This window comes from Flavobacterium ginsenosidimutans, from assembly GCF_037478105.1.
GTDB lineage: Bacteria > Bacteroidota > Bacteroidia > Flavobacteriales > Flavobacteriaceae > Flavobacterium > Flavobacterium ginsenosidimutans.
On sequence record NZ_CP147988.1, the window covers coordinates 1,094,781 to 1,107,166 of the forward strand.

The following is a 12,386-nucleotide window of genomic DNA, read 5'->3' on the forward strand; positions in this document are numbered from 1 at the left end:
ATATTTTACTCAAAATAAAAAACATCGAAACCAAAACGTCTTATGAAAACGAAAACATCTAATCTAGCCCCGATAGAAGCGGTATCCTTTTTTTGGCTTCTTTAGCCAGAAAAAGATACAAGCGGATAGCGGGACAAAACTTCCATGAAAAAACGGAAAATTTCTGCTGCAAAAAACCTTAACACTTTGAGTTGAAACTTGAAACAAAAATTTTATCTTTGCACACTTAAAAAAATAGCACAAAATGGCATTATCAGAACAAGAAATCATTAGAAGAGAAAAACTTCAGAACTTACGCAACTTAGGAATCAATCCTTATCCGGCTAATCTTTTTCCTGTAAATCATACATCTAAGCAGATAAAGGAGTCATTTGAAGAGGGTAAGAAGGTGATCGTTGCGGGACGTTTAATGAGTGTTCGTGATCAAGGTAAAGCTTGTTTTGCTGAATTACAAGACAGCGAAGGACGTATTCAATTGTACGTAAACCGCGATGTTTTGTGTGAAGGTGACGATAAAACTTTGTACAACCAAGTATTCAAAAAATTAACCGATTTAGGTGATTTTATTGGTATTGAAGGAGAATTGTTCACTACACAAGTTGGTGCAAAATGTATTCGTGTAAGCGGATTTACTTTCTTGAGTAAAACGTTACGTCCGTTACCATTACCAAAAGTTGACGAAGAAGGAAATGTGCACGATGCTTTCAACGACGCTGAATTACGTTACAGAATGCGTTATGTAGATTTAACTGTAAATCCGCAGGTTAAAGAAACTTTCATTAAACGTACAAAGTTATTTACTGCAATGCGTGGTTATTTTAATGATGCAGGATATTTGGAAGTTGATACTCCAGTTTTACAGTCAATTCCTGGTGGAGCTTCGGCAAGACCATTTATTACGCACCATAACTCGCTTGATATTCCGCTTTACATGCGTATTGCGAATGAGTTATATTTAAAAAGATTAATTGTTGGTGGATTTGAAGGTGTTTATGAGTTCTCTAGAAACTTCCGTAACGAAGGAATGGACAGAACGCATAATCCTGAGTTTACTGCAATGGAAATATATGTAGCTTACAAAGACTACAACTGGATGATGGAGTTTGCTGAAGGTTTATTAGAGCATTGTGCAATTGCTGTTAATGGAACTAGCGAAGTTACTTTTGGCGAGCACACAATCAACTTTAAAGCACCTTATGCTCGTGTTACGATGACTGATTCTATCAAACATTTTACTGGTTTTGATATTTCTGGAAAAACAGAACAAGAATTGTTTGAAGCAGCAAGAGGAATGGGAATCGAGGTTGACGAAACAATGGGTAAAGGAAAATTAATTGATGAGATTTTTGGAGCAAAATGTGAAGGAAATTATATTCAGCCAACTTTCATTACTGATTATCCAAAAGAAATGTCTCCGCTTTGTAAAGAGCACCGCGATAATCCAGATTTGACTGAGCGTTTTGAGTTAATGGTTTGCGGAAAAGAAATCGCAAATGCTTATTCTGAATTAAATGACCCAATCGATCAAAGAGAACGTTTTGAAGACCAAATGCGTTTGGCTGCAAAAGGTGATGATGAAGCAAATGGAATTATCGATGAAGATTTCTTAAGAGCTCTTGAATACGGTATGCCTCCAACTTCTGGAATGGGAATTGGAATGGATCGTTTGATTATGTATTTAACAAACAACGCTTCTATTCAGGAAGTTTTATTGTTCCCTCAAATGCGTCCTGAGAAAAAACAAGCTCAGATTGAACTTTCTGATGAAGAAAAATTCATCATTGACTTGCTTACCAAAAATGAAAATAGAATGGATTTAACGCAACTAAAAATTACAGCTAACTTAAGCGGTAAAAAATGGGATGCTTCTATGAAAAACTTATCTAAACACGGTTTAACTAAAGTTGTCGTTGACGGCGAGTTTAAATTTGTGGAACTAGTTGGATAAATTCCAAAATTGAAATTCCAAATTCCAAGTTGGATTTTATAATATTTCAAACCCGACAGGTTTAAAAAACCTGTCGGGTTTAGTTTTTCCTAAAAATCACAATTTAAAACGAATACTTCTCCAATTTCTTCCCTTTAATATCCAAAACCTTTGTGCTTTCTTTTGGAACATCGCCTTTTATGACTTGCTGAACAGACGGATTGGACGGATATTTTCCACCTTTCATTTTTAAAAGATGAAATTTTCCTCCGCTTTGAAATATAAAATCGTAAAATTTTTCTGTTGATGAAGTCGTCACATAAATTGGAAAATCGGTTACAGTGAAACGGTTTATTATACTTCCGTCATTCTTCAATATATAACCAGAACAACCTCCACTTCCACAGAAATAAGAATTTGAGAAACCAACAAAATATTCGTTTTTATTATCGTTATTTAAATCAAAAGCATCATAATAAAAATAGCGTTCGTCTTTTGTCAGCGCAGGAATATCATTCTTTAATAAAACCAGTAATTGTTTACGGATTAACTCTACTGCTTTATCTTCTTTTGAAGTAACTTCGCTTAAATCTGCTGTTCCTCCAAGTGTTTTAGACAAGGTATCTTGAACAATTGTTTTTACAATATTTTTCGAATTGTCTTTATTTTGACAGGAATAGAATGCCAAAATTATAATCAAAATCAGAATTTTATTTTTCATAATCTGATGTTTAAATTCATGATAATTTACACTAGCAACGCTGTTTTATTCTCTATATCATTCTGTGTCAATAATGATTTTATATTATTAAAAGTTACCAATGCAATCTGAGTCAAAGCTTCGTTGGTAAAAAATGCTTGATGCGCTGTTACCAATACATTCGGAAAACTCATTAAACGCTGAATTGCATCGTCCTGAATAATATCTGCGGATAAATCTCTAAAGAATAATTTTTCCTCTTGCTCGTAAACGTCAATTCCTAAATAACCTATTTTCCCTTCTTTTAAACCTTCAATTACTGATGCTGTTTCTATCAATCCGCCACGGCTGGTGTTGATAATCATGACGCTTTCTTTCATAAAAGAAATTGAAGTTTTATTAATAACGTGTTTCGTCTGATCGTTCAGCGGACAATGAAGTGAAATAATATCACTCGATTTAAAAATCTCTTCCAATCCAACAAAAGAAACGCCGTCCTTTTTCATTTCATCACTTTCAACAATATCATACGCCAAGACTTTACAGCCAAAGCCCAATGCAATTTTAGAAAATGCTTTTCCGATATTTCCAGTTCCAATAATTCCGATTGTCTTCCCGAATAAATCAAAACCTAATAATCCGTTTAAAGAAAAATTCTGCTCACGAACTCTGTTATAGGCTTTATGCGTTTTTCTGTTTAAAGTTAGAATCATGGCCATTGCATGTTCGGCAACCGCCTGAGGAGAATATGCAGGAACTCGACAGACTTTTATATTGTATTTTTTAGCAGCTTCTAAATCGACATTATTAAATCCGGCGCAACGCAAAGCAATTATTTTTACTTTCTTTTCTGCCAATTGTTTAATGACTGTTTCATTTACAATGTCATTCACAAAAACACAGACAATTTCACATTCTTCAATTAATGCAACTGTCTGAGCATTTAATTGTGTTTCAAAAAAATCCAACTGAAAACCAAAGTCTGCGTTGTATTTATTGAAAAACGTTTTGTCATAAGGCTGAGTAGAGAAAAAAGCAATTTTATTCATGGTTTTGGAATTGAGTCTGTATTTTAAATTTGTTGATACTTTAAAAATAAGAAAATATTTCCAATACACCCTTAATAAAATCATTAATCAGCTATTTTTCAATTTGTTAAATAAAATATAATTTTTAAAATTCAATTAAACCAGTTTCATCAAAAAAAGTCTAACCTTCTATAACAATTAAAAAAACTTAAACCATGAAAAAATTATTTATCGCTGCAATGTTATTTGTTGGAATAGCAAGTTTTGCACAAGGACAAAAGGAAAAATTAACGCCAGAACAGCGTAATGAAAAACAGGTGCAAAAATTAACTACAGAATTAAATCTGGATGCTAATCAGCAAGCTCAAGTAAAACAGCTTTTAGCAGACAGAAGCGCAAAAGCTGAAAAACTAAGAGATGCTCGTCAAGAACAAAAAGAAAGCGGTACAAAACCAACTGCTGCAGAAAGAGAAGCTTTTAAAAAGGAAATGATGGCCGAGAAAGAAGCAAACGATGCTAAAATGAAATCGATTTTGAATGCTGACCAATACACAAAATGGAAAACCATTCAGGAAGAAAACAAAGACAAAGCAAGAGAGAAAATGAAAGAATACAGAAAAGAGAACAACTAATATAAAGAGGCAAGTAAGCCTCTTTTTTATTTCTAAACATTCTTTAAACTTTCCTTAATAGTTTCTGTTAAATAAAAGATAAACATGAAAACACCATTAAACCTAATAATTTGAACGAAGTCTAATTGCTATAAACCTTTTATAAAACGAATTATGAAAAAATTATTTATTGCAGCTTTATTATTTGTTGGAATAGTAAGTTTTGCGCAGGACATCAATCAGAAACCGGCACGTGATCAAAGAGAAAAATTAACTCCAGAACAACGTAACGAGAAATATTTACAAAAATTAACTTCCGATTTGAGTTTGGATAAAAAACAGCAAGAACAGGTAAAACAGCTTATCGCAGAAAAAAGTGCTAAAGCTGAAAAGTTTAAACAGAACCGAAAAGACAGTAAAACACCTCCAACTGCTGAAGAGAAAGCAGCTTTCAAAAAACAAATGGATGCAGACAAAGCGGACAATGATGCTAAAATGAAAGCAATTTTAAATGCTGATCAATACACAAAATGGACGGCTCTAAAAAAAGAGCACAAAGGTGATCATAGAGGGAAAGATCATAAATCACCGCAAGAACGTGATCAGGAATATTTGCAAAAACTAACAACTGATTTAAACTTAAATGCAGATCAGCAAAAACAGGTTAGCGAACTTTTATCTGACAGAAGCACAAAAATGGCAATGCTTAAAAAAAGCAGAAAAGATTCTGACGTAAAACCAACTGACGCAGAAAGAAAAGCCATGAAAAAACAGATGGAAGAAGATCACAAAGCTTATGATGCTAAAATGAAATCTATTTTGACTGCTGACCAATATAAAAAATGGACTGTGATTCAAAAAGAACATAAAGACAAAATGAAAGAACACAAAAAAGACAAAAAATAATTTTAGGTCAAAAATAAAAGGAGGCTTAAAGCCTCCTTTTTTATTAAAATGATTTCGATACTTTATCAATCGCATTGATTGTGAAATCTAAATCTTCATAAGTCAATGCATCTGTAATAAACCACGTCTCGTATGCTGATGGCGCAATGTAAACACCTTCTTGCAATAATCCGTGAAAGAATTTCTTAAATGTTTCGTTATCCCCTTTTGCTGCGGTTTGGAAATCCGTAACTGGATCTGCATCAAAATGAACCGAAATCATAGAACCTACTCTATTGATTGTGAAAACAACGTTATTTGCTTTTAAAACTCTATCGATTCCTGCTTCTAAATAAGCTGTTTTTTCTTCTAAACGTGTAAAAATTTCTCTGTCATTATCAAGAGCTTTCAGCATCGCCAATCCAGCAGCCATTGCTAAAGGATTTCCAGATAATGTTCCTGCCTGATAAACTGGTCCTAGAGGCGCTAAATAATTCATGATTTCTTCGCGTGCTGCAAAAGCCCCAACAGGAAGTCCGCCACCAATTACTTTTCCGAAAGTCACAATATCAGCATCAATTCCATACAATTCCTGAACTCCTCCGCGTGCTAAACGGAAACCTGTCATTACCTCATCAAAAATCAATAAGATTCCATTTGCAGTACACAAGTCTCTTAAACCTTGTAAGAAACCTTCTTTAGGCACAATACACCCCATATTTCCTGCAACAGCTTCGATAATAATCGCTGCAATTTCTCCTTTATTAGCTTCGATTAAAGTTTTTACGTTCTCTAAATCATTGTATTTAGCCAATAAAGTATCTTTTGCAGTTCCTTCTGTAACGCCTGGACTATTTGGAGAACCAAAAGTTACAGCTCCACTTCCTGCCTGAATCAAGAATGAATCAGAATGTCCGTGGTAACAGCCAGCAAATTTGATGATTTTATCTCTTTTTGTAAATCCGCGAGCCAGACGAATTGCACTCATACAAGCTTCTGTACCTGAATTTACAAAACGAATTTTGTCAATATTAGGAACCATAGAAACAGCCAAAGCAGCAATTTCAGTTTCCAATTCTGTCGGCATTCCGAATGAAGTTCCCAGTTTTGCTTTTTCGATTACAGCATCAACAACTGGCTGATAAGCGTGCCCCAAAACCATTGGTCCCCAAGAGTTGATGTAATCTATTAATTTGTTTCCATCTTCATCATATAAATAAGCACCTTTAGCACTTTTTACAAAAATTGGAGTTCCGCCAACTGCTTTAAATGCTCTTACTGGTGAATTTACCCCTCCTGGAATTACTTTTTCTGCTTCAGCAAAAAGCTGACTACTTCTTTTATATAACATTCTTATTTTAGATTTTAGAATTCAGATTTTAGATTAAAACTGAAAACTTATTTTGATTTTAGATTAATTTCATCAGAACTGAAAACTGAGACTGAGACTGAAAACTTATTTCACTTTCAACCTCTGTCCTATTGAAATGGCATTATCGGTTAGATTGTTTTTCTTTTTTAAATCCTCAACCAGTAAATTGAATTTCTTTGAAATGGAATACAATGTATCTCCTTTTTGAACCTCATACAAATTCGGATCGTATGAATTCATATTGATCTTTGGATCAGAAGCGACGTCATAAGATGATTGTTTTGTTGGAGCCGAAGTATTAATTGGCACATAGCTTCTTCCTGTAACCTGACAATCATATTGATGAAGATTATAACGTTCAATATAACTGATCAATTTATCTGGATATTTCGGATCTGTTGCATAACCTGCTGCTCTCAAACCTTTTGCCCAAGCTTTATAATCGTCTTTTTCGTAAGTAAATAAGGTAGCATATCGCTTTTTTCCAACCAAAAACAAGGCATGATCTCTATAGGATTCCGATGCCTGAGGATATTTTCTAAAACATTCCTGAGCTGAGTCATCGTCATGGCGAACACTTTCTCCCAACCAATCATTATGGCACTTTATTCCAAAATGATTATTAGCATCTACCGCTAAATCTCCTCTACCCGCACCCGATTCTAAAATTCCTTGAGCCAAAATAATACTTGCAGGAATTCCGTAAGTTTTCATGTTTCCCATTGCAATATCTTTGTACTGCAACACATAATTATTGATTAAATCGCTGGTAACAACGGTTTTGGAAGTAGATTGAATAACCTCAGTTGTATTATTTGTAGAAGGATAATTTTTTCCTATTGGCTTGGCCGGAGTATTTTTTTTTGCTGATGCAGTCCTGGCTTGAACTGCTGCCGCTTTTTTAGTCGTCGCAATGGCAGGCTTACTAGAAGAGCAGCTTGCTAAAGCTAATATTACGAGAAGTAATACAATTTTTTTAATCATTTGTTTTGAGTATTGGTAATTTCTTCTGCTTCAATTTTATATTCATTCCGTCAATTCCCTGCAATCCGCCTGTGTGAATGAGTAAAATTTTTGAATGGGCAGGAAAATAATTTTTGCTAATTAAATCTATAACGCCAAAAACCATCTTTCCTGTATAAATTGGATCTAAAGGCACTTTATTTTCTTCAAAAAAAGCATTGATAAATTCTATTAATTCTAAATTTATCTTGCCATAACCTCCAAAATGATAGTCAGAAATTAAATTCCAGTTATCTTTTTTTGCAAAAATACGAATTTCATCGGTTAAAAAGTCACCTTTTAACGCTGGAAAGCCCAAAATTTTCTGATTTTGCAGCGAACTATTAATTAATCCCGAAATCGTGCCACCTGTTCCAACTGCACAACAAACGTAATTAAAAACCGAATCTTCGTCGGTTAAAATCTCCTCGCAACCTTTTACAGCCAATTCATTTGTTCCGCCTTCTGGAACCAAGTAAAAATCGCCAAACTTCTCTTTTAGCTTTTCTATATAAGAAGTTTCGCTTTTTAAACGATATTCTTCTCTCGAAACAAATTCAAATTGCATTCCGTTTTCCTGAGCAAATTTCAAGGTTGGATTTTCTTCTATTTTATCCAAAAGTTCATCGCCTCGAATTATTCCGATGGTTTTAAAACCTTGTTCTTTTCCTGCATAAGCAACAGCTGCGATATGGTTCGAAAAAGCACCGCCAAAAGTCAATAAAGTTGTTTTATTTTCGGCTTTCGCCTGAAGCAAATTGTATTTCAGTTTTCTGAATTTATTTCCTGAAACAAAAGGATGAATAAGATCTTCCCTTTTTATGGTCAGTAAAATATCGTTTGGAAAATTGATATTTATATTTTGATTAAAAACTGGATTCATTTTAATTTGATGTAATGTAGAAACTGAAAAAAAGATCTGTTTTTTAAATAATTTAAATCGGTTTCTTTTGTGTAAGCTTCTCTTTCAAAACTAATATTTCGGTAAGCCAAATCTTTGTTTTGGTATTGAATTAGACGAATTAAAAATTCCAAAACGTACCAAATAAAGAATGGCAGAACTAACATTTCTAGCTGTTGTCTCAAATGTATTTTTTCATGATTTACGAAAGTTCCATTTGCTTTGTCAAAATCATATTTAACCAAAACAAAAGGAAATAAAGCCATTCCTCGATACCCTTTCGGAATTAAATATTTAGCAACAATCAGAAACATTGGCTGTAAAATTTATAAATTTGTAGCTATAAAATTGTTCGATTTGAATAAAATCATAATCAAATATTTATATTTTTGATTTTAGTTTATCAAAAAAAGAGCGCGAAGCAGATTTATGAAAGAGCAAAGTAATGAAAATAAATTAATCGAAGGTGAAGATTTTTATTATACGCCTGAAGGTTACAAATGCTTTACTGAAAAACATCATTTAAAACGTGGTTATTGCTGTAAAAGCGGCTGTCGTCACTGTCCGTATGGATATGATAAAAAAACAGGAAGAATAAATAAAAATTAGAATACCACAAATGAAGGTTTTTATAAATAAAAATATACCCGAAGCTGGTATTAAACTGCTTCAAGACAAAGGCATTAATTTTACGATAAATCCAACAGAGAATGCATTATCAAGAGAAGAACTTATTAAATTCTGTAACGAAAATGATGCTCTTCTTAACGTTGGATCGAATAATTTAGATGAGGATTTTTTTCAGCAATGTCCCAATTTAAAAGGGATTGCTTTGTTTTCTGTCGGATTTGATTCGGTTAATATTCCGTCGGCAAATAGCAGAAAAATTCCTGTTGGAAATACACCTGATGTTTTAAGCAGAGCTACATCGGATGTTGCATTTTTATTGATGCAAAGTGTTGCGAGAAAGTCATTTTTCAATCATAAAAGAATTTTAAACAATGATTGGGGAAGTTTTGACCCTTTGGCTAATTTAGGACAAGAACTTTACAGTAAAACGCTAGGGATTTTCGGTTTGGGAAGAATTGGTTTTGAAATGGCTAAAAAATGTAAGGCCGCATTCGGAATGAACATTATTTACCACAATCGTTCTCATAATGAAACTGCCGAAAAAGAACTGGATGCGAAATATGTAGATTTTGAAACGTTACTTTCACAAAGTGATGTTTTAAGTGTTCATTCAAATTATAGAGAAGACAACAACGAAATTTTCAATAAAAATGCTTTTGCTAAAATGAAACGCAATGCGATTTTCATCAACACTGCAAGAGGAAAATTTCAAAATGAAAACGATTTGTTTGATGCTTTAACTAATGATATAATTTGGGGCGCTGGACTTGATGTGACGAACCCAGAACCTATGAAACCAGACAATCCGTTATTATCACTTTCTAATTGTTGCATTTTACCACATATTGGTTCTGCAACTTATGAAGCTAGAAATGCAATGGCGGTTTGCGCTGCACAAAATATAATTGCTCTTTTTGAAAATAAGAAAATGCCGTTTTGTGTTAATGAGGAAGTTTATATTTAAATTTCAAGTTTAAAATTCCAAATTCCAATCTGAAATCAACAATCTAAACTAACATATAAAGATGGATATTCGTTCAAGAAAATTTAGGATTACGATTTACAAATCGTATCACAGGTCGGATATCCGTTATCCCTAGTTTTTTTATATTAGAAAATGTAGCAATTAGATAATTTCATAATATTTCGCTCCGCTGGAGCTTTTGTATTGGGGTAATTATTGCTTTTCTATAAATATTTCGCCTTTCCAAGGCTTTATTTCATCAGCTCCAGAGGAGCGACATAATCAAAAAAACAAAAAATTAATCTGCTGTTAATCTAAGCACAATATCTTAGCATCTTAGATCCTCAGCACCTTAGCATCTCTAAAAAAATGACTTTCAAAGAACAAATACAACAAGGAATTCCGTCTGTCTTACCTTCAAAAAAAGAGTACGACCCAGCTATTAATCACGCTCCGAAAAGAAAAGAAATTCTTTCGGCAGAAGAGAAAAAGCTGGCGCTGAAAAATGCTTTACGCTATTTCGATCCAAAACATCACGCCGAATTAATTCCTGAATTTTCAGAAGAATTAGAAACTTACGGTCGTATTTATATGTATCGTCTTCGTCCAGATTACAAAATGTACGCAAGACCGATTGAAGAATATCCTGGAAAATCATTACAAGCAAAAGCGATTATGCACATGATTCAGAACAATTTGGATTATGCTGTAGCACAACATCCACATGAATTGATTACGTATGGAGGAAATGGAGCGGTTTTCCAAAACTGGGCACAGTATTTATTGACGATGCAATACTTGTCTGAAATGACAGATGAGCAGACTTTAACCATGTATTCAGGTCACCCAATGGGATTGTTTCCTTCTCATAAAGAAGCGCCAAGAGTTGTGGTAACAAACGGAATGGTAATCCCGAATTATTCAAAACCAGACGATTGGGAAAAAATGAATGCGTTAGGAGTTTCTCAATACGGACAAATGACGGCTGGAAGTTATATGTATATTGGTCCGCAGGGAATTGTTCACGGAACTACAATTACGGTTTTAAATGGTTTCAGAAAAATAAAACAAAATCCAGAAGGAAGTTTATTTGTAACTTCTGGTCTTGGCGGAATGTCAGGAGCGCAGCCAAAAGCTGGAAATATTGCAGGTTGTATTACAGTTTGTGCTGAGGTAAATCCGAAGATTACTAAAATCCGTCACGAGCAAGGGTGGATTAACGAAGTGGTAACTTCAACTGACGAATTAGTTGCCAGAGTCGCTTTGGCGAAAGCCAATAAAGAAACCGTTTCGATTGCTTATTTAGGAAATGTGGTGGACGTTTGGGAACGTTTCGATCAGGAAAATATCAAGATTGATTTAGGCTCAGATCAAACTTCTCTTCATAATCCTTGGGCTGGAGGTTATTATCCTGTTGGGATTTCGTTTGAAGAAGCAAATGATTTAATGGCTAATAATCCCGAATTATTCAAAGAAAAAGTTCAGGAAACATTATGTCGTCACGCAGATGCAATTAACAAACACACCGCAAAAGGAACTTACTTTTTCGATTATGGAAATGCCTTTTTATTAGAAGCTTCGCGCGCGGGAGCTGATGTTATGGCCGAAAATAATATTGATTTTAAATATCCTAGTTACGTTCAGGATATTATGGGGCCAATGTGTTTCGATTACGGATTTGGCCCTTTCCGATGGGTTTGTACTTCTGGAAAACCTGAAGATTTATTAAAGACAGATACAATTGCTTGCGAGGTTTTAGAAAAAATGGCCGAAACTGCTCCAAATGAAATTCAGCAGCAAATGCAGGATAATATCAAATGGATTAAAGGCGCGCAGGAAAATAAATTGGTTGTAGGTTCTCAAGCTCGTATTCTTTATGCTGATGCCGAAGGAAGAATTAAGATTGCAGAAGCTTTTAATCAGGCAATTGCAAAAGGCGAAATTGGCGCTGTGGTCTTAGGACGTGATCATCATGATGTTTCTGGAACTGATTCGCCATACAGAGAAACTTCAAACATCTACGACGGCTCTCGTTTTACTGCCGATATGGCGATCCATAACGTGATTGGAGACAGCTTTAGAGGAGCTACTTGGGTTTCTATTCATAATGGTGGTGGAGTTGGCTGGGGAGAGGTTATAAATGGGGGATTTGGTATGGTTCTTGATGGTTCTAATGAGGCTTCAAAGCGTTTAGCATCAATGCTTTTCTGGGATGTTAACAATGGAATTTCAAGAAGAAGCTGGGCACGAAATGAAGGTGCTGTTTTTGCTATAAAAAGAGCAATGGAAGTTGAACCTTTATTAAAAGTAACTTTGCCAAATCTAGTTGACGAAAGTTTGCTTTAATTAAACTGAACATTTAATTT

At 34.2% G+C, this 12,386-nt stretch carries 12 protein-coding genes; 6 read left to right on the forward strand and 6 right to left on the reverse strand.

Annotation, left to right across the window (positions count from 1 at the left end; genetic code table 11):
• Positions 1 to 244: 244 nt before the first annotated feature.
• A complete protein-coding gene (gene lysS, locus V6624_RS04930; RefSeq protein ID WP_111283571.1) occupies positions 245 to 1,948 on the forward strand; it encodes a lysine--tRNA ligase in 1,704 nt (567 codons plus the stop codon).
• Positions 1,949 to 2,051: 103 nt separating this feature from the next.
• Here lysS and V6624_RS04935 read toward each other — a convergent pair whose 3' ends face one another.
• Together V6624_RS04935 and V6624_RS04940 are read right to left on the reverse strand one after the other, a co-directional pair.
• Entirely contained in the window at positions 2,052 to 2,648 is a 597-nt protein-coding gene (locus V6624_RS04935; RefSeq protein WP_338841112.1) for a hypothetical protein, read from the reverse strand.
• Between the two features lie 26 nt (positions 2,649 to 2,674).
• Positions 2,675 to 3,676, reverse strand: coding sequence for a 2-hydroxyacid dehydrogenase (locus V6624_RS04940; RefSeq protein ID WP_338841113.1), 1,002 nt, complete (start codon positions 3,674 to 3,676; stop codon positions 2,675 to 2,677).
• A gap of 194 nt (positions 3,677 to 3,870) precedes the next feature.
• On the opposite strand from V6624_RS04940, the gene V6624_RS04945 reads away from it, so the two are divergent.
• Both V6624_RS04945 and V6624_RS04950 read left to right on the forward strand, forming a co-directional pair.
• Positions 3,871 to 4,287: a hypothetical protein gene (locus V6624_RS04945; RefSeq protein ID WP_338841115.1), complete on the forward strand. Its 417-nt coding sequence runs from the start codon at positions 3,871 to 3,873 to the stop codon at positions 4,285 to 4,287.
• Between the two features lie 153 nt (positions 4,288 to 4,440).
• Positions 4,441 to 5,172, forward strand: coding sequence for a DUF4890 domain-containing protein (locus tag V6624_RS04950; RefSeq protein ID WP_338841117.1), 732 nt, complete (start codon positions 4,441 to 4,443; stop codon positions 5,170 to 5,172).
• A 43-nt stretch (positions 5,173 to 5,215) separates the two neighbouring features.
• Here the strand turns inward: V6624_RS04950 and hemL are convergent, their stop codons facing one another.
• The 4 genes from hemL to V6624_RS04970 form a co-directional block, all read right to left on the reverse strand.
• Entirely contained in the window at positions 5,216 to 6,502 is a 1,287-nt protein-coding gene (gene hemL / locus V6624_RS04955) for a glutamate-1-semialdehyde 2,1-aminomutase (protein WP_338841118.1), read from the reverse strand.
• A gap of 105 nt (positions 6,503 to 6,607) precedes the next feature.
• Positions 6,608 to 7,507 carry a glucosaminidase domain-containing protein gene (locus tag V6624_RS04960; RefSeq protein WP_338841120.1) on the reverse strand — a complete coding sequence of 300 codons (900 nt, stop codon included), beginning with the start codon at positions 7,505 to 7,507 and terminating at the stop codon, positions 6,608 to 6,610.
• Entirely contained in the window at positions 7,500 to 8,408 is a 909-nt protein-coding gene (locus V6624_RS04965) for a 1-aminocyclopropane-1-carboxylate deaminase/D-cysteine desulfhydrase (RefSeq protein ID WP_338841121.1), read from the reverse strand. Before V6624_RS04965 ends, V6624_RS04960 begins: the two co-directional genes overlap by 8 nt.
• A complete protein-coding gene (locus V6624_RS04970; RefSeq protein ID WP_338841122.1) occupies positions 8,405 to 8,740 on the reverse strand; it encodes a hypothetical protein in 336 nt (111 codons plus the stop codon). The genes V6624_RS04965 and V6624_RS04970 overlap by 4 nt, the downstream gene beginning before the upstream one ends.
• Positions 8,741 to 8,855: 115 nt before the next feature.
• Here V6624_RS04970 and V6624_RS04975 point away from each other — a divergent pair, with 115 nt between their 5' ends.
• The 3 genes from V6624_RS04975 to V6624_RS04985 all read left to right on the forward strand — a co-directional run bounded on the left by V6624_RS04975 (position 8,856) and on the right by V6624_RS04985 (position 12,366).
• The gene (locus V6624_RS04975) at positions 8,856 to 9,035 is read left to right on the forward strand and encodes a DUF5522 domain-containing protein (RefSeq protein ID WP_095928730.1); all 180 of its coding nucleotides are present in this window, start codon (positions 8,856 to 8,858) and stop codon (positions 9,033 to 9,035) included.
• Between the two features lie 10 nt (positions 9,036 to 9,045).
• Positions 9,046 to 10,020, forward strand: coding sequence for a D-glycerate dehydrogenase (locus V6624_RS04980; RefSeq protein WP_338841124.1), 975 nt, complete (start codon positions 9,046 to 9,048; stop codon positions 10,018 to 10,020).
• Positions 10,021 to 10,389: 369 nt separating this feature from the next.
• Entirely contained in the window at positions 10,390 to 12,366 is a 1,977-nt protein-coding gene (locus V6624_RS04985) for a urocanate hydratase (RefSeq protein WP_338841125.1), read from the forward strand.
• The last annotated feature ends 20 nt before the right edge of the window (positions 12,367 to 12,386 follow it).